This window comes from Mycobacterium sp. PS03-16 (assembly GCF_004570325.1).
Classification (GTDB): Bacteria; Actinomycetota; Actinomycetes; order Mycobacteriales; family Mycobacteriaceae; genus Mycobacterium.
Map to the genome: position 1 here is coordinate 12,783 of NZ_SPQO01000047.1, position 17,469 is coordinate 30,251.

Consider the following 17,469-nt stretch of genomic DNA (forward strand, 5'->3'; position numbering starts at 1 on the left):
CGGCGGTGATGTGTGGCGCTCGGCAGCGCCCGCTCTCAGCCCAGTCCGGACTCACCCGCGGCCGGACCGGTGCGCGCGCCCGTGGTCGCGCCGTCCACTGCCGGTGGTGTGGTCAGGTGGTCGAGGATGCCGGTGATGTCGAGCACCCGGTCCAGGTGTGCAGGCCGGCGGTCCAGGTGCAGCTGCACACCGGCCGCGGCGGCGTGGCGGTGGATGTCGATCAGCCCCGACAGGCCCGCCGAATCGCAGAACGTCAGTGCGGCGAAGTCGAGGCGCAGGTGACACAGCCCGGGCTGGTCGGACACCAGCGTGCACACGGCGTCGACGAACTCGCCGGTGCTCAGGAAGTCGAGGTCGCCGGCGATGTGCACGCCTGCCGACCGGGCCGTCTTGTCGGTGGTCACGGTGAGTTTCATGCGGTGCGGGTGGGGTCGGTGGCCGGTGGGCTCAGGACGGTGTGGGCGGCGCGCAGGATGCGCTGGGTGCGGGGATGGTCGTGCAGTTGCGCGGCAAGGGATTCCAGGGCCGGTTGCAGTGACGCCGCCGGCACACCGCGGGCGGTGAGGATGTCCGCGGTCCAGGTGATGAACCTGGTGAACAGATCGTCGTCGTCGACGTAGAGCGCGGTGCCCAGGAACTCGACGATGTGCGCGAGGTCCTCGACGGTGTGCTGCCGCTGCTGCTCGGAGTAGTCCCGCATGGCGGGGAAGCGGTTGTCCAAGTCGTCCATCGCGGTGCCGATGAGCCGCGCGGCCGAATCGCGGACCATCGTGTACTCCTGGTCGGCCAGATGCGGCAGGTCGTCGATGGGCTGATGGGCGGCGGCCGGACTCACCCGGGCGAAACCGCGGCGCAGGCGCTGTTCGGCCGCGCGCGCGTCGGGCGCCCACGCATTGGCGCCCAACTGCAGGGCGTAGCGGCCGTCGGGTCCGAACGCGGCGCCGCCTGCGAGCACCGGGGCTCCTGCCGCCTGGCACGCGGTGATCGCGGCGTGCGCGGTGGGCAGCCGGGTGGGGATGGAGCACGACAGCGCGACGGCGTCGGGCCCCTGGTGGTGCAGATGCGCGATGAGGTGCGGGGTGGGGACCTGCGCGCCGAGGAAATCGATCTCCCACCCGCGCAGGCGCAGCACCTCGGCGAGCAGGCGGGCGGGCAGCGCATGCCACTCGCCGTCCACGCACGCCACGGTCACCCGGCCGGCGCGCGGGGCTGGTCGGGCGGCGGGGTGGTGGGCCAGCGCGGCGATCACCCGGTCGTTGATCGCGGTGGCGGCGTGCTCCTGGGCGACGGTGATCCGGTTGGCCGCCCATTCGGTGCCGACCTTGTGCTGCACCGGGGCGATGACGTCGAGCAGAACGTCCTCCGCCGCCATTCCCTGCTCGATCGCCGCGAAAACCGTTGCTGCCGCGGCATATTCATCTCCGTCGAGCGCGGCGCCCCACAGCCGCTCCCGGATCAGCGCATCGGCGGCGCCGGTGACATCGGTGGCGTCGTCGAGCCAGGTGGCATCGACGTCCCGGGTGCTCACGCGGTGTACCTCCCGGCGGTGTGGCCGTCTACGGCGCTCAGGTGGGTCCGCCGCGGCGCGGTGATGGCCACGACGGCGATGTCGTCGTGTGCGCGGGCGCCCACCCACTGCGAGGTCAGCATCATGATTCGCTCGACCACCGCCTCGGCGGGCAGGCCTGCGCACTGTGCGAGCGCGGCGGCCAGTCGGGGCTCCCCGAACATGTCGCCGCCCAGCGGGCCGCCGCGGGCCTCGGTGACGCCGTCGGTGTAGAGCAGACAGGTCTCGCCCGGCGCCAGCGCCGTCTCGAAGGTCCTGGCGCGGATCTGTGGCATCACCCCGACCAGCGTGCCGCGGGTGTCGGCCTCTTCGACACCGCCGTCGTTGCGCACGATCAGCGGGGGCAGGTGGCCGGCGCTGGTGAGCCGCAAGGCGACCTGACCCTCCCGGCGTGCGATCGAGGCCAGCACCAGGGTGGCGAAGCGGGTGTGGTGGGCGGCGAGCAGTGCGCTGTTGAGCAGTCGCAGCACGCCGGCGTGATCCTCGGCCAGTGGTGCCAGCGCCTGCAGCGTGTTGCGGATCTTGCCGGTCAGGACGGCGGCCTCGAGCCCCTTGTCGCAGACGTCGCCCAGCATGATCAGTGTCTCGCCGTCCGGTGTGGTGGCGGGATGGACGTCGTAGAAGTCGCCGCCGATCACCTGGTGGTCCTCCGACGCGCGGTACCCGCCGGCGAGTTCGATGCCGTGGAGGCGCTGCAGGCGGGGCGGAAGGAGGTCGCGCATCAGCGTGCGGGTGATCGCGGACTGTTCGGCGTACAGCCGCGCCGCCGACAGCGCAGCCCCGGCGCGGGCCGCGAACAGCCGCGCGAACACCTCTTCGCCCTCGTTGAACGCCGCCTCCGAACTGCGCCGCAGCAGCACCAGCGCTCCGGCGGGGACGCCGTGGCCGGGCAGCGGCGTGATCACGACGGACCCGACCGGGCCGTCGAAGTCCTCGGGCAGCAGCCAGGCGGGCATGGTTGCCGGGTCGAGCCACCGTGACGGGACCGGCGGGAAGCCGCGCAGCGCCTCGGATAGTCCGGCCACCGCGGCGGGATCGGCCTCGACGCGGCGGTGATGGACCGTGCCGTTGGCGCCGCTGCACACCACCGGCACGTGGCCGCCGGTGACCGGAGCCACCAGCACCGCGGCGTCGGCGAGGTGCCGCGCCGCCATCTCGACGGTCGAATCCATGCACCGGTCGATGTTCAGCGAGGCCATCAGCACCGCCGACGCCTCGTCGAGGAACGCCGCCCGTTCCCGCTCGCGGGCCAGTGCGCGGTGTGCCTCGGCGAGCAGGCCGTCGGTGTCGTCGACCAGCCACCATGCCGTGTCGCCGTCGGGCAGAGCGGAGGGACGTGCGGTGAGAACGCGGTCGGCCAGGGGGCCCGATGCCTCCGCGGTCGGCGCGGCCGGGCGGTCGTGGGCCTCGGAGAGCCAGCGCGGGGCGACGTCGCGAAGGACGGCGCCGGGCTCGGCCGCGGGCAGCAGGGCGGCCACGGAACCGCTGCGGGCCCGGATCACGCCCTCGGCATCGACCACGACGACGGGGTGGGGGACGGAGGTCCACGAGGCGTAGCGCCCGGTGTCGACGCGGACAGCACCCTCCTCGCTCATCGCAGCCTCCTCACTGCACCCACTATTGCCTACCGCGTTGCCGCGGTTCAACCGGTCGGGGTCAGACGTCACCGCTTCGCCACAGCGTGGACTGTGCAGTGTCCTCGACGTTCCGCGCCGCTCGCGGGGGCCAACGCGAACGGGCGCCCCCTGCGGGGCGCCCGTTCTCGCGGTAGCTGCGGTCGTGCCGGTGTCAGCGGGTGGTGACGTAGACGACGCGGTCGTCGTTGTCGTAGCGGACCGACACGATCGCCGACTCGTCCAGCGGCTTGGTCATGCCCTGCTGGGTGACGCGGACCTGGTAGCCGCGGTCGTCGAGGCTGCTGATGGTGTCGGCGGCGTTGCCGGGGCCGGCGGGCGCGGCGGCGGCCGGGGCGGCCAGGCCGATGAAGGCGGCGGCGGTGGCGCCGGCGAACAGGGTGGCGGCGGTGAACTTCTGCATCGTTCTCACTTCTCTCAGTGGCTCGGTCCGGGGATTTCGTCCCGGTCTGACTGGTCAAACCCGCAGCTCAGGGGTTTGAATTCCACTGGCAGTGATTGATGGGGCCCTGGCAGCAATTGCGCGGTGGCATGCTCACGACGTGGGTGAGGCGCGGTTGACCGAGGACGGTCATCACGTCGTGATCGACGGTCGCCGCTGGCGCGCCACCGACCCGGCCATCCCCGAGGCGCGGCGCGCCGAACTCACCCGGGTCTTGATGGCGTGGCGGCGCGAGGTGCGGCGCACCGTGGGCACCGACCGAGAACGGCGGGCGCGGGCGGGGGTGCAGGCGGCCAAGGTGGCGCTCGGTGAGCGCGGCACGCCGCCGTGGTGGGAGCAGAGCCTCGAGGAGCGGCGGGCGCGGTGGCAGGCCGACGTGCCCACCCCGGCGTGACAACCGGTCAGGGTGTCGGCACGATCGGCGGCTCCGGCGGCAGCTGACCCGGCGGCAGGTCGAGCACCGACTGCAGCAGGCGGCAGCCGCCGGTGATGTTGAGCCGGGCGGCCGTGATCTGACCCAGGTTGACCTCGTAACCGTTGCCCCGGACGTCGAAGTCGCGTTTGGCGGTCTCGTCGAACAGCGACGACTCCTCGGTTGCGCCGAGCCGGGCGGCCTCCTCGCGCACGATGCCGACGGCGGTGGTGAACTCGTCGGCGGTGAACGTCCGGCCGAAGGCGACCGAGTCCGAGCTCGGGCGGCGCGCGATGTCGGCGGTCAGGTCGTCGCACGACTGCCCGTTCCGGTTCAGCGTCAGCACATTCGGATCATCGGTCACCCGCCAGGTCTGTCCTGGCACGGCGGCGACGATGCGTTCGGCGATCACCGTTGCGGTGTCGTTGAGCCGTCGGCGTTCCTCCTCGAACGACCCCTTGTCGCGCAGGCCGTCGATCAGCGCGACCTTGTCTTCGCCTGCGACGGTGGGGGATTCGTTCGGATGATCGCTCATGGTGCATCCGCCTGTCGGTGGGGTCAGCGCACCGCACAGCAGCAGCGCGGCCACCCGCGCGCGGGTGCGGCCCGCCCTCGTGTCGGTCATGGTCTCGGAGTCTCCGTCACGGCGAGGTCGGGGCGGTCGAGCAGGATGACCGCCAGGTTGTACCCGGTCATACGTTCACCGGCGTCGCGGGGATATTCGGAGTGGCCGGAGGCGCCGGTCTTGTACTCGAGGCCGGGAACGGGCGTCCAGCCGGCGTCGGTCTCCAGGTGCGGGAACCGGTAGCGGGGTGCCTCACCTCCGAAGACGTCGCCGTAGATGACCTCGTTCGGGTCCGAACCCCAGCCGTGCACCGGAGCCAGCGCGCCGATCGCGTTGATCGGGTCGTCCGGGGTGCTCATCACGAAGAAGTTGTCGTCGCGCATGCCCAGGTCGGCCGTCGAGGTCGCCTGGAAGCCGGGCGACCCATAGAGCACCGCATTGTCGACGTAGGCGCTGGCGCCGTCGCCCAACGCGATACCGGATGTCAGCGACCCGTACGAGTGCCCGAACAGCGCGGTGGTCTGGCCCGGATTGTGGGACGCCCCGTCGAGCTGCCGCAGGAAGCTCGTCAAGTCCCGCGCCCCGGCCTGAGCGAGGTCGTCGGTGAGGACCTCGGGGGCGGCCAGGGTGGGTGGTGGTTGGTACCCGAGCCAGGCCACCGTCGCGATATCGGTACTCTCGCCCGCCTTCTCGGCGACCTGCGTGGCCTCGATGCGGAGTTGTTCGGCTTCGCGGGTCATACCCGCGACGGCGGCGCGGGTGGTGCTCGATACGCCGGGCACCGACACCGACACGTGGTCGGCGCGGAACGGATCGCCCACCGCGGTGGCCGCGGGGATCATCTGCGAGGGGTCGGCCGGCATCTCCAGGTAGAGCAGGTGGGAGTCGAACACCGTGAGCGCCTCGCGGATCGCGGCGATGTCGGCCAGCCGATCGGTCCTGATCTGGCCGTCAGGCAGGCGGCTGTACTCGTCGGCCATCCCCTGCAGCAGTTCGCGGTTGGCTCGATCGATGCGCTCGATGTCACCCGATGACAGATCGGTTACGCGGATGGCCTCATCGGGTTCGTCGTCCGCGGCGGGCTCGCCGACCAGATCACCGAACAGGTCCTCGTAGAGGTCCAGGAGGCCGCGCAGGTGGTGTGCGACGCTGACCGACTCGGCCTGCGTCCGGCTGACTACTTCGCTGAGCTGGTCGAGCCCGCGATTGGCGATGCGGATCAGCATGGTGTCGCCGAGCTTGCCGGGCGGGACGCTGGTGGCCGCATCGGTCACCCACCGGTGCAGCGCGTCGAGGTTGCGGCGACCCGCGGTGACGACGTCGGCGGACCGGTCGACATGTGCCCCGAGCCGGCGGTCGAGTTCGGCCAGCCGGATCAGCGCCGCCCGGTGATGGTCGTTCGCGGTGTCGTACGCGCTTGCCGCGCTGCCCGACCACGCAGTTCCCGGGGCGGCGGTGGCGACCGCGGCGCCGAGTCGCGCCAGGCCAGCGCTCGCGTCGTAGGACTCCCCGCCCTGCGGCGGGCCCGCGCCGAACGTGCGTCGCGCATTGCCCCACGCGGTGTAGAACCCGTCGAGCGCGCTCACCGCACCACCCCCCGCGCCATTTGCTCAGTATCGCCCACCGACGGCCACGGCCGGGCCGCTAATGGGGCTGCCGGTGGATAACTGCCGGACAGCGGGCCCGGGCGAAACCTTCCTCCGCGTTAGAGTGGGCGGTCATCACGCCGGGACACGCGCAGCGACCGGTGTGCCACGAGGGGAGTCGCGGTGAGTGGCAGGAGCGGCGAACAGATGCAGATCGGAACGGTGGCAGCGCGGACCGAGCTGTCGATCCGGACCGTCCGGCACTACGACGACGTCGGGCTGGTGACGCCGTCGGCGCGCAGCGCGGGTGGCTTCCGGCTGTACACCGAGGACGACGTCCACCGGCTGCTGGTGATCCGGCGGATGAAGCCGCTGGGATTCACGCTCGCCGAGATGAAGGATCTACTGGCGGCCCTCGATGTCCTCGACAGTGGGGACGCCACCGCCGATCAGCGCGACGCCGCGGTGCGGTGCCTCCGCGACTACCGGGAGAAGACCCAGGAGAGCGCCGAGCGGTTGCGCCGGCAGCTCGCCTACGCCGAGGAGTTCGCCGGCGTGCTGGCCGAGCGGGCCGACTCGTCGCCGAACAACGCCTGACCGAGCACGCGCAGCACGTCGTCGTCGGCGGGTGAGTAGTACACGAACGTGCCCTCGCGGCGGCCCCTGACCAGGCCCGCCAGGCGCAGCTTCGCCAGGTGCTGACTGACCACCGCGGGCGCCACGTCGGCCAGTTCGGCCAGGCAGGCCACCGACGTCTCACCCTGCGACAGCGCCCACAGCACCTTGATGCGGGTGGGATCGCTCAACATCCGGAACACGTCGGTGGCGCGGCCGACCTGTTCGTCCGTGGGCATGGTGAACCCGGCGATCGAGGTGTGCACGCCCGGAACTATACCGCTGAGCTGGCTACTCGGTCATCGATCTGTGCTTCTGCTTGCGTATCTGCATGAGTGCGCATATAGGATCGTCGGGTGACTGTCGACATGCCCAGCACAGCGGTCGCCCCGCCCCGCGACAGCGCCGGCCGTAGCGCGCCGCGGACGCGGGCGTTCGCGCTTCCCGAAGTGCGGTGGGCTGCGGCCGCGGCCGCGTTGTTCGCCGTCGGCCTGACCGCCCAGTGGGGCGGTGCGCCGGAGTGGGTGTGGTGGGTGCTCTACCTGGCCTGCTACGCCGCCGGCGGATGGGAGCCCGGACTCGCGGGGCTCAAGGCGCTGCGGGACCGGACGCTGGACGTCGACCTGCTGATGGTCGCGGCGGCGATCGGTGCGGCCGCCATCGGGCAGGTCTTCGACGGGGCGCTGCTGATCGTCATCTTCGCGACCTCCGGCGCACTCGAGGCGGTCGCCACCACCCGCACCGAGGATTCGGTGCGCGGCCTGCTCGACCTCGCCCCGCCGACCACCACCCGGCTGACGGCCGCGGGCGCCGAGGAGACCGTCGACACCGAGCGCCTCGAGGTCGGGGACGTCCTGCTGATCCGCCCCGGCGAACGCATCGGCGGGGACGGCATCGTGATCGACGGTGCCAGCGAGGTCGCTCAGGCCACGATCACCGGCGAACCGCTGCCCGCCGCGAAGGCCGGCGGCGACGAGGTGTTCGCCGGCACCGTCAACGGCACCGGCACGCTGCGGGTGCGGGTGACGCGGCCGGCGGCCGACACCGTCATCGCCCGCATCGCGGCGATGGTGGCCGAGGCCAGCGCCACCAAGGCACGCACGCAGTTGTTCATCGAACGCGTCGAACAGCGCTACTCCGTGGTGATGGTGGCCGCGACGGTCGCGCTGTTCACCGTTCCGCTGCTCTTCGGCGCCGACCTGGAATCGGCGCTGCTGCGCGCGATGACGTTCATGATCGTCGCGTCGCCGTGCGCGCTGGTGCTGTCTACGATGCCGCCGATGCTCGCCGCCATCGCGACCGCGGGCCGACACGGCGTGCTGGTGAAATCGGCTGTGGTGCTGGAGAAGCTGGCCGGCGTCACACACGTGGCGTTCGACAAGACCGGCACCCTGACCCACGGCGCGCCGACGCTGACCGCGGTGCGGGTGCTGCCCGGCGCCGGCATGGACGCCGACCCGCTGCTGGCGCTCGCCGCCGCGGCCGAGTACCCGTCGGAGCACCCCGTGGCGCGGGCCGTCGTCACCGCCGCCCGCACCGCCGGGCTGCATGTGGCCACGCCAACGGATTTCGGTTCCACCCCGGGACGCGGGGTGCGCGCCCTGGTCGGGGACGACGTCGTCGAGGTGGGCAGCCCCGCGCTGCTCGCCGACGCCGATCACACCGGGGCCGGCATCGTGGCCGACCTCGAGGCCGACGGCCACACCGCGGTCGTGGTGCGGGTCAACGGCCGTGCGGCCGGAGTGCTCGGACTGACCGACCGCCCACGCGAGGAGGCCGCCGACGCCGTGTCCCGGCTCGCCGGGCTCGGCGTGCGGCCCCTGCTGCTCACCGGGGACAACCGTTTTGCCGCAGAGTATCTCGCTTATCGGGTCGGCATCGCCGACGTCCGCGCCGGGCTTCTACCCGAGGACAAGGTGGCCGCGGTTCGCGACCTCGAGCAGGGCGGTGCCAGCGTGTTGTTCGCCGGGGACGGTGTCAACGACGCACCCGCGATGGCCGGTGCGCACGTCGGCGTCGCGATGGGCCGTTCCGGCTCCGACCTGACCCTGCAGACCTCCGACGCCGTGATCACCCGCGACGACCTGTCGACGATCCCCGCGGTCGTCGCCCTGGCGCGCCGCACCCGCCGGGTGGTCGTCGCGAACCTGGCCATCGCCGCGACGTTCATCGTCGTGCTGGTCATCTGGGACCTGGTCGGGCATCTTCCGCTGCCGCTGGGGGTGGCCGGCCACGAGGGTTCCACGATTTTGGTGGCGCTCAACGGGTTACGGCTGCTGCGCGACCGCGCGTGGCCGCGCAGCTGAGTCAGGAGACGTACTTGCGGGCGCCGCCGTTGAGCTGCATGTCCTCGAGCTGCCGGTAGCCGCGTTCGAGGTGGGCGGGCACCGGCCGGCGTTCGCGCAGCACCCACGGCAGCCCGCGCACCGCGTCGCCGATGCCGGACGCGGTGACCCGGTCGCGGGGGAGCCGGCGCAGCAGTCGCACCGTGCGCATGGCGGCCGCGGGCAGCGGCCGGCGCAGCCAGGTGAACCACAGCGTGTTGCGGATGCCGTGGCGCCGGCGCAGGTGGGTGTCGCGGACGCGCGACGCGTGGTGATGGGCGACGATCTCCGGCACGTAGGTCATCAGCCAGCCGTCCCGCGCGAGGTCGGAGGCGAGCAGCTCCTCCTCGCCGCCGAGCCACAGCCGCTCCGAGAAGCCGCCGACGGACAGGAACGCCTCGCGGCGCAGGATCGAGACGCCGGCCAGGAAGCTGAGCAGCGGGTGCCCCGGGATGCCGGGTGCGCGGTCCAGCGGTGAGTCGGCCATCTCATCGCAGATGGCGTCCAGCCGGCCGTCCGGTTCGACGATGATGCTCGCGGTCACCACTGCCAGCTCGGGGTGGGCGTCGAGGAGGTCGGCGGCCCGGGTGAGGGCGCCGGGGTCGTACCAGGTGTCGTCGTCGCAGAACGCCACATACGGCGTTTCGACATGGCGCACACCGAGGTTGCGGCCCACCGCGCCCATGTTGCGGCCCGGCGTCAGCAGCGTCACCTCCGGATGGCGGGTGCGCACCTTGTCGGCGGTCCCGTCGGTCGAGGCGTTGTCGACCACGACCACCGCCGGCCGCTCCGGCAGCTCGGCGAGCCGGTGCAGGGTCCGGTCGAGCTCGGTGCACCGATTGTGGGTGATCACTACCACGCTGACGCGCTCGTCCGGTGTCACCGGACCTCCTTCGCTCCGCTGGCCGACAGTCGTGGGAGGAGTACCCCGCGACGCCGGCGTAAACGTGACGTCAGCCGCGGGCGGGCACGGGAATCCGCATCAGGTCCTCGGCGAGGAACAGGTCGCCGTCGTAGACCTCGGCCGCCTCCTCGCAGTGGCGGTTGAGGTCGGGATAGCGCTGGGAGAAATGGGTGAGCACCAGCCGCCGGACACCGCAGTCCGTGGCCACCTGCGCGGCCTGGCGCGCGGTGAGGTGCCCGTACCGCGCGGCCAGCTCGGCGTCCGCGTCGAGGAAGGTCGCCTCGATCACCAGCAGGTCCGCGCCGTCGGCCAGCGCGTACACGCCGTCACAGAGCCGGGTGTCCATGACGAACGCGGCCCGCTGGCCGCGGCGCGGCCGGGACACGTCGGCCAGCGTCACCCGCTGCCCGCCGACCTCCAGCGCACCGGTGCGGCTCAGCTCACCGACCGCGGGGCCGTGGAGCCCGAAGCGGGCGAGCAGGTCCGGGACGAACCGCCGGCCGTCGGGTTCCACGAGCCGGTAGCCGATCGCGTCGAGGGAGTGATCCAGCCGCCGCGCCTCCAGCACACCGAAGTCACCGGTCGCGATAACGCCGTCGGCGGCGACCGGATGCTCGCGCACATCGGTCACGTCGTGGAACGGGGTGGCGTGCCGCAGCCGGTGGAAGTACTCCTGCCCGGACGCCGGGTAGTACGCGTGGACCGGGTGGCGGGCGCCGTCGAGTGACAGCCGCTGCACCACACCGGGCACACCGAGGCAGTGGTCGCCGTGGAAATGGGTGAGGCACAGCCGGGTCACGCTGCTCGCGCCGGCCCGGGCCAGCAGCATCTGCCGCTGGGTGCCCTCGCCCGGGTCGAACAGAAAGCCCTCGTCGTCCCAGCGCAGCAGATAGCCGTTGTGGTTGCGGTGTCGGGTCGGCACCTGGCTGGCGGTGCCGAGGATGACGAGCTCGCGCACCACCCGCGCCTACGGCCTGCGGTCAGACATCCGAGCTCTCACGCCACATGTCGATGCCGGAATCCGAGGCGTACCGGTCGATCTCGTCGAGTTCCTCGGTGGTGAACCCGAGATTGTCGAGGGCTTTGAGATTCTCCTCGAGCTGCGCGACGCTCGACGCGCCGACCAGCGTCGAGGACACCGTCGGGTCGCGCAGCACCCAGGCCAGCGCCAGCTGGGCGAGGGTCTGCCCGCGGCGTTCGGCGATCCCGGCCAGCCCGCGCAGCCGCTCGAGCACCTCGTCGGTCACCAACTCGTTGTCGAAGGTCGGGCGGGCAGTGGCGCGGTCGATGTCGGAGGCCGGCTGCTGCAGGTAGCGGTCGGTCAGCAGCCCCTGCGCCAGCGCGGTGAACGCGATCGCGCCCATCCCGGCGTTCTGCAGCTCCTCGGTGAGGCCGCCCTCGATCCACCGGTTGAGCATCGAGTAGGACGGCTGGTGGATCACCAGCGGCGTGCCCATTTGCCGCGCGATGTCCGCCGCCTCGGCGGTCTTGGCGGCCGAGTACGACGAGACGCCGACGTAGCGGGCCTTCCCCGTCCGCACCGCGGTGTCCAGCGCGCTGATCGTCTCCTCCAGCGGGGTGTTCGCGTCGATGCGGTGCGAGTAGAAGATGTCGACGTAGTCCAGCCCCATCCGGTCCAGCGACTCGTCGAGGCTGGCGAGCACGTAGGCCCGCCCACCGAGCTGGCCGTACGGGCCCGGCCACATGTCCCACCCGGCCTTGGTGGAGATGATCAGCTCGTTGCGGTACGGCCGGAAATCCTTGCGCAGCATCCGGCCGAAGTTCTCTTCGGCCGATCCGTACGGCGGACCGTAGTTGTTGGCGAGGTCGAAGTGCGTGATGCCGCGGTCGAAGGCGTAGCGCAGGATCTCGCGCTGAGTGTCGAACGGCCGGTTGTCGCCGAAGTTGTACCAGAGGCCGAGTGAGATCGCCGGCAGCAGCAGACCCGATCTGCCGACTCGCCGGTAGGGCATCCCGTCGTAGCGGTCGCGGGCGGCCGCCCACGGATCGTGGGTGAACGGGACATCGGTGACTACCAGGTCGTCGGCCATGTCATCGATCGTAGGTCGGGTCTGCTAGTCCATGCGGCCGGCGTCGTTGAGTTCGATCACCGGTTCGCCGGCCTCGTCGGAGGCCGCGAGGTCGACCTCGGCGTCGAAGCCCCAATCGTGGTCCCCGGCCGGGTCGTCGAGGATCTGGCGGATCCGCCACACGTCGGCACCCCGGTCGATGATGAGCAGCGCCGGGCCGCGTGCGTCGGCGCCGGTGCCGACGTCCCCGTGCTCGGCGAAGTACGCCTCGCCCACCTCGGCCCAGTCGTCGGCCTTCCATCCGCTGCCGCCGTCGAGTTCGCCGAGCGCCGACCACCGGCGGCGCGCGAACAGCTCGACCCGCCGGAACAGCGCATTGCGCACCATCGCGGTGAACGCGCGCTCGTTGCCCGTGACCGGGCGCGGCCGGACCGGGACCGTCACGGGCGCGTCGAGCGGCTGATCGGGGCTGGTGAGCTGCTCCCACTCGTCGAGCAGGCTGGAGTCGACCTGGCGGACCAGCTCGCCGAGCCACTCGACGATGTCGGTGACCTCTTCGGTGCGGGCCTGGGCCGGGACGCCGGAGCGCAGCGCCTTGACCGCGTCGGACAGGTAGCGCAGCACCGCACCCTCCGAGCGGGTCAACCCGTACTCGCTGACGTACTCGCGGAACGTCATCGCCCGCTCCCACATCTCCCGGACCACAGACTTCGGCGCGGGCTGCGCATCGGCGGCCCACGGGTTGCTGCGCACGTAGGTCTCGAAGGCGTGGCCGAGCAGCTCGTCGAGCGGTCGCGGGTAGGTGATGTCGTCGAGCAGCGCGATCCGTTCGTCGTACTCGATGCCCTCCGCCTTCATCGCCGCGACCGCCTCGCCCCTGGCCTTCTTCAGCTGCGCGGCGAGGATCTGCCGCGGATCCTCGAGGGTGGCCTCGAGCACCGACACCACGTCGAGCGCGTGGGTGTCGGACTCGGGGTCGAGCAACTCCATCGCCGCCAGCGCGAACGTCGAAAGTGGTTGATACAGTGCGAAATCGGGCGGCAGGTCGACGGTCAGCCGGTAGCGCCGCCCGTCGGGCTCGGGTTCGGCGAGGCGTTCCACGACCCCGGCCTGCAGCAGGGAGCGGGCGATGCCGACGGCCTCGCGGATCAGCTGCAGCTGGCGTTTGCGGGGCTCGTGGTTGTCGGTGAGCAGCCGGCGCATCGCGGCGAACGGATCGCCGGGGCGTGCGACGACGTCGAGGATCATCGCCGTCGACACCCGCATGTGGCTGGTCAGCGCCTCCGGCGCGGCCGCCACCAGCCGGGTCATCGTGGACTCGCTCCACGGCACCATGCCCTCGGGGGCCTTGCGGCGCACCAGCTTACGGCGCTTCTTCGGGTCGTCGGCGACCTTGGCGAACTGTTTGAGGTTCTCGACCTCGTGTTCGGGCGCCTGGATGACGACGGTGCCTGCGGTGTCGTACCCGGCGCGGCCGGCCCGCCCGGCGATCTGGTGGAATTCGCGGGCGTTGAGCAACCGGGTGCGGGTGCCGTCGTACTTCGACAGCGCCGAGAACACCACGGTGCGGATCGGGACGTTGATGCCGACGCCGAGCGTGTCGGTGCCGCAGATGACCTTCAGCAGCCCGGCCTGCGCGAGCTGTTCGACCAGGCGGCGGTACTTGGGCAGCATCCCGGCGTGGTGCACGCCGATGCCGTGGCGCACCAGCCGCGACAACGTCGCCCCGAACGCCGAGCTGAAGCGGAACGCGCCGATCAGGTCGGCGATCGCGGCCTTCTCGTCCTTGGTGCTGACGTTGACGCTCATCAACGCCTGCGCCCGCTCCAGCGCCGCGGCCTGGGTGAAGTGCACGACGTAGACGGGCGCCTGTTTCGTCTCGAGCAGGTCGGCGATCGTCTCGTGCATGGGGGTGGTCGCGTAGCTGTAGAACAGCGGGACCGGGCGTTCGGCGTTAGCGACCAGCGAGGTCTCCCGGCCGGTGCGCCGGGTCAGGTCCTCGCGCAGGAATGTGACGTCGCCGAGCGTGGCCGACATGAGCAGGAACTGCGCGCGGGGCAGCTCCAGCAGCGGCACCTGCCAGGCCCAGCCGCGGTCGGCGTCGCCGTAGAAGTGGAACTCGTCCATCACCACCAGCACCGGCTCGCTGCCCAGTCGGCCGCCCGCGCCGCCGTCGCGCAGCGCGATGTTGGCCAGTACCTCGGCGGTGCACGCGATGATCGGGGCGTCGGCGTTGACCGCGGCGTCCCCGGTGAGCATGCCGACGTTGGCCGCGCCGAACACCCCGCACAGCGCGAAGAACTTCTCGCTGACCAGCGCCTTGATCGGCGCGGTGTAATAGCTGCGCCGGCCCGCCGCCAGTGCGGCGTACTGGGCGCCGGTGGCCACCAGCGACTTCCCGGACCCGGTCGGGGTCGCGAGTATCACGTTGGCGCCGCTGACCAGCTCGATCAGCGCCTCCTCCTGCGCCGGGTACAGGGCGGTGCCGTTGTCCTCGGCCCAGGCGGCGAACGCGGTGAACAGCTCGTCGGGGTCGGCGCCCCGCGCGCGCAGGGCGGACAGGTCGCTCGCGTCGTCGAGCAGGGGGGCCGCGGTCATGACACAGACAGCGTGCCGGATCGGGGCCGGCTTCCGCGGGGCGGGGTCATCCGGCGTGGATCGAGACGAGCGTGAAGATGCGGACCCGCCCGGCGACCTGCGCGTGGCACTGCGACAGCAGCGGTTCGGACAGCTCTTCGGCCAGGCGGACCTCGATGGGTGCCGGGTCGGCCTGCAGCACGACGCGGATCTCGTGCTCGGCGCGCACCACGTCGAGCGGCGCCAGCGCGGCGATACGGTCGTCGCCGTACCTCTCGCGCGCGAAGTGCTGGGCGGCCTGCACCGCGTGCGGGAGTGAGGTGCGCCCGCGCAGGAACCTGTGGTCGACGCGGCCGTCGAGGTAGAGGCGGACCAGTCCCGCCGCGTCGGCGGAGTCGACCCGGCCGTAACAGAGCCCCTCAGGCAGTACCAGCATGGTCGCCGCGAAGCGGTCGCCACCGAGATGTGAACACTCCCAGGCGAAATCGGGATAATCGGCGGCGATGGCCTGACAGGCGCTGCGGCCGCGGACCGCGCAGCACTGGTCGTGTTTGCCGTGCGCGCAGATCGCCACCACGGGATCGGTGACGGGCGTGCCGTCGCTGCCGTCGAGGGAGAGGTCGAGGTAGTCCTGCGGGCCGTCGACTTCGCCGGCGTAGAGCGCCTCAGTGCCCGGGGTCGACTGCGCGATGAACCACCGCCACCGCCGCGTGGTGGGACGACGGCCGGGACGGCGGATCGCGGCGATCCGCATACCGGCGGCTTCGATGCGCCGGACCACCGAGCGTCCGAGCTGGGGGTCGATGATGCCCGGTGACTGTAGGAACGCCGAAGGCCCCCAACCGCCGCACAATTCGAGCAGCACCCAGTTCGAGCCGGCGGACGCGGTGGCGTACATCGGATCGTCGCGGGCCAGCGACTGATCGCTGCACGGCAGTCGGGTGACGGAGGGCATCCGCGTCAGGGCGCAGGCGTCAGGACGGCTTCCCGCAGGAGGCGGCGGATCAGGACGGTGGCGTCGGCGCGATCGAGCCCGGGCACCGCGGTGGCGTCGGCCACCAGGCCGCGGTGGAAGGCCTCGACCGCCGGGGCGCACGACCGCGGGAACGTGATCACCCGGTCGGGCAGCCGCAGCGCCACCCGGTCACCGTGCTGTTCGACATGGGCGATGAGGCCGTGGCGCCACTGCACCGTGGTGGTGTCGGCGTGTTCGGCGGCCTCGAGGGCGGCGAGCGGCCGGACCGGCGCCGGGCGGGTGCGGTCGGCGAAGCGATCGGCCAGGCGCGCGGCGGCGCCGTCACCGAGCCCCGCCGCGTCGCCGCGCAGCGCGTCGACCATGTGGGACATCACCTTCGTGACGGTAGCGGCCAGTTCGTCGCGGTTCGCCGGGGCGCCGCCCATCGGCAGCGACTCCCGGAACGTTTCGAGAGACGCCAGCTGATCGACGACAGCACGCGCCACGTCCAGGCCGGTGGTGGCCGAGACTCCGACGGTCAGGTGGATCGAGGTGGTCTCGAGGGCCTGCGCGGAATGCACCCAGCCGCGCGGCAGGTACAGGCAGTCGCCGGGCTCGAGCACGGTGTCGATGACGGGCTCATCGGCGACACGGTCGGCGATCGCCTCGCGGTGGTTGGTCCACGGCTGCGACGGCAGCGGATGGAGGTGCACCGGGGCGTGGACGGTCCATCGCTTGCGGCCGGCGGTCTGCAGGACGAAGACGTCATGGACGTCGTAGTGGGGGTCGAATCCGCGGTTGGTCGGCGGGGTGATGTAGGCGTTGGCCTGCACGGGATGGCCGAGGTCGTCGACGGCTTGGCGGACGAACTCGATCAGCGGCGGCCACAGCCGGTGCAGACCCTGAAGGACGAGGGTCGCGCCGGTGGCGAACTGCGCCAGCACTTTTGCCGAGTCCACCTGGTCGGGCATCTCGGCGCCGAAGCCGGCTGGGCCGAGGTAGCAGTCTTTGGCCAGGACGCTGCCCTCTTTGGCCAGGCGGAGAAACGGCGCGCGTACCCCGCGCTCGGCGATCAGCTCGTCGACCATGGCGGGCGACAACAGATCGGCGAAGTCGCGGGGCAGCGCGTCGGAGCGGCTGAGCAGCGGCTTGTGCCCCCAGTATTCGGTGGCGAATGTGTGGGGGTCGGTCGCGATGCAGCGGCTCAGCATCGGGTGGCCGTCAGGCCGTCCCGTCGGCGCCGCCGTCGTGGCCCTCGGGGTTCGAGCCGCCGTCGGCGGTCCCTTCACCGCCTGCGGTGCCGTCGGCGCCACCGTCGTGGCCCTCGGGGTTGGAGCCCCCGTCGGCGGTACCCTCGCCTGCCGCGGTGCCGTCGGCGCCGCCGTCATGGCCTTGCGGGTTGGAGCCGCCGTCGGCGGTGCCTTCACCGCCGCTGCCGGAGGTGGTGATGTCGTCGTCGTCGAGTGCCATGGGCTGAATCCTTCCTGTCGCCGCAACTGTTTCGGGTAGCCGGCTCCCGGAGTGGTGGTGGCACCACGAGGCGCGGCCTGCGGTTGCGTGCGTTGCAGTGTTACCGCGGATCGCGCGGATGAAACGAACGGCGATCTTGCCGGGTGGTTGGCCGCATGCGTGCATCCCTGCCCGGCACCTGGTGGTGTCGATGGCTACTGGCGGTGGGCGTCGTCGGGTGGGCCCTCACCCGGTGGGCTGCCGTCGTCCTCGTCGGCGTTGTCGTCGGTGTTGTGGGTGGTGAGGTAGCGGTGGGGGTGGTGGTTGTGGTTGATGCGGTGTTGGCCGGTGTCGAGGTGGGGTGGGGGGATCCATTCGGTGCGGCCGTTGTGGCGTTGGGTGGTGTAGC

Annotated in this window: 17 protein-coding genes and 1 pseudogene; 3 read left to right on the forward strand and 15 right to left on the reverse strand. The window is 71.8% G+C overall.

Annotated features, from left to right (window positions below; genetic code table 11):
• Window positions 1-35: 35 nt before the first annotated feature.
• From E4P42_RS24535 to E4P42_RS24550, 4 genes are all read right to left on the reverse strand, one after another.
• Window positions 36-416 carry an STAS domain-containing protein gene (locus E4P42_RS24535; protein WP_135128970.1) on the reverse strand — a complete coding sequence of 127 codons (381 nt, stop codon included), beginning with the start codon at window positions 414-416 and terminating at the stop codon, window positions 36-38.
• Window positions 413-1,459 (reverse strand): B12-binding domain-containing protein, encoded by a 1,047-nt coding sequence (locus E4P42_RS24540; protein WP_245234212.1) that lies wholly within the window; start codon window positions 1,457-1,459, stop codon window positions 413-415. Before E4P42_RS24540 ends, E4P42_RS24535 begins: the two co-directional genes overlap by 4 nt.
• A 65-nt stretch (window positions 1,460-1,524) precedes the next feature.
• Window positions 1,525-3,162, reverse strand: a complete 1,638-nt coding sequence (locus E4P42_RS24545) for a PP2C family protein-serine/threonine phosphatase (protein ID WP_135128974.1) — start codon at window positions 3,160-3,162, stop codon at window positions 1,525-1,527.
• 193 nt (window positions 3,163-3,355) lie between these two features.
• Window positions 3,356-3,604: a hypothetical protein gene (locus E4P42_RS24550; RefSeq protein ID WP_135128975.1), complete on the reverse strand. Its 249-nt coding sequence runs from the start codon at window positions 3,602-3,604 to the stop codon at window positions 3,356-3,358.
• A 139-nt stretch (window positions 3,605-3,743) separates the two neighbouring features.
• Here E4P42_RS24550 and E4P42_RS24555 point away from each other — a divergent pair, with 139 nt between their 5' ends.
• A complete protein-coding gene (locus E4P42_RS24555; protein ID WP_135128977.1) occupies window positions 3,744-4,037 on the forward strand; it encodes a hypothetical protein in 294 nt (97 codons plus the stop codon).
• Between the two features lie 7 nt (window positions 4,038-4,044).
• On the opposite strand, the gene E4P42_RS24560 is transcribed toward E4P42_RS24555, so the two are convergent.
• Together E4P42_RS24560 and E4P42_RS24565 are read right to left on the reverse strand one after the other, a co-directional pair.
• Window positions 4,045-4,680: an LppA family lipoprotein gene (locus E4P42_RS24560; RefSeq protein WP_135128979.1), complete on the reverse strand. Its 636-nt coding sequence runs from the start codon at window positions 4,678-4,680 to the stop codon at window positions 4,045-4,047.
• Window positions 4,677-6,206, reverse strand: a complete 1,530-nt coding sequence (locus E4P42_RS24565; protein WP_245234211.1) for an alpha/beta hydrolase — start codon at window positions 6,204-6,206, stop codon at window positions 4,677-4,679. The genes E4P42_RS24560 and E4P42_RS24565 overlap by 4 nt, the downstream gene beginning before the upstream one ends.
• 207 nt (window positions 6,207-6,413) lie before the next feature.
• Between E4P42_RS24565 and E4P42_RS24570 the strand changes: the two genes are divergently transcribed.
• On the forward strand, window positions 6,414-6,803 hold the full coding sequence (locus tag E4P42_RS24570; RefSeq protein WP_135129004.1) for a MerR family transcriptional regulator: 390 nt from the start codon (window positions 6,414-6,416) through the stop codon (window positions 6,801-6,803).
• On the opposite strand, the gene E4P42_RS24575 is transcribed toward E4P42_RS24570, so the two are convergent.
• Window positions 6,740-7,060: an ArsR/SmtB family transcription factor gene (locus E4P42_RS24575; RefSeq protein ID WP_371287079.1), complete on the reverse strand. Its 321-nt coding sequence runs from the start codon at window positions 7,058-7,060 to the stop codon at window positions 6,740-6,742. The genes E4P42_RS24570 and E4P42_RS24575 overlap by 64 nt on opposite strands.
• A 129-nt stretch (window positions 7,061-7,189) precedes the next feature.
• Here E4P42_RS24575 and E4P42_RS24580 point away from each other — a divergent pair, with 129 nt between their 5' ends.
• Window positions 7,190-9,127 carry a heavy metal translocating P-type ATPase gene (locus E4P42_RS24580; protein WP_135129006.1) on the forward strand — a complete coding sequence of 646 codons (1,938 nt, stop codon included), beginning with the start codon at window positions 7,190-7,192 and terminating at the stop codon, window positions 9,125-9,127.
• A gap of 1 nt (window position 9,128) precedes the next feature.
• Here the strand turns inward: E4P42_RS24580 and E4P42_RS24585 are convergent, their stop codons facing one another.
• The 8 genes and pseudogenes from E4P42_RS24585 to E4P42_RS24620 all read right to left on the reverse strand — a co-directional run.
• Window positions 9,129-10,028: a glycosyltransferase family 2 protein gene (locus E4P42_RS24585; RefSeq protein ID WP_135128983.1), complete on the reverse strand. Its 900-nt coding sequence runs from the start codon at window positions 10,026-10,028 to the stop codon at window positions 9,129-9,131.
• 70 nt (window positions 10,029-10,098) lie between these two features.
• Window positions 10,099-11,007 carry a ribonuclease Z gene (locus tag E4P42_RS24590; protein WP_135128985.1) on the reverse strand — a complete coding sequence of 303 codons (909 nt, stop codon included), beginning with the start codon at window positions 11,005-11,007 and terminating at the stop codon, window positions 10,099-10,101.
• Between the two features lie 22 nt (window positions 11,008-11,029).
• A complete protein-coding gene (gene mgrA / locus E4P42_RS24595) occupies window positions 11,030-12,100 on the reverse strand; it encodes an L-glyceraldehyde 3-phosphate reductase (RefSeq protein ID WP_135128987.1) in 1,071 nt (356 codons plus the stop codon).
• 24 nt (window positions 12,101-12,124) lie between these two features.
• Window positions 12,125-14,677: an RNA helicase gene (locus tag E4P42_RS24600; RefSeq protein ID WP_135128989.1), complete on the reverse strand. Its 2,553-nt coding sequence runs from the start codon at window positions 14,675-14,677 to the stop codon at window positions 12,125-12,127.
• Between the two features lie 46 nt (window positions 14,678-14,723).
• Window positions 14,724-15,611, reverse strand: a complete 888-nt coding sequence (locus E4P42_RS24605; protein WP_135128991.1) for a sucrase ferredoxin — start codon at window positions 15,609-15,611, stop codon at window positions 14,724-14,726.
• A 5-nt stretch (window positions 15,612-15,616) separates the two neighbouring features.
• The gene (locus E4P42_RS24610; RefSeq protein WP_135128993.1) at window positions 15,617-16,822 is read right to left on the reverse strand and encodes a cupin domain-containing protein; all 1,206 of its coding nucleotides are present in this window, start codon (window positions 16,820-16,822) and stop codon (window positions 15,617-15,619) included.
• A gap of 10 nt (window positions 16,823-16,832) precedes the next feature.
• On the reverse strand, window positions 16,833-17,081 hold the full coding sequence (locus E4P42_RS24615; RefSeq protein ID WP_135128995.1) for a BatC protein: 249 nt from the start codon (window positions 17,079-17,081) through the stop codon (window positions 16,833-16,835).
• A gap of 194 nt (window positions 17,082-17,275) precedes the next feature.
• Window positions 17,276-17,469, reverse strand: a pseudogene (locus E4P42_RS24620) (HNH endonuclease); the annotation flags it as partial.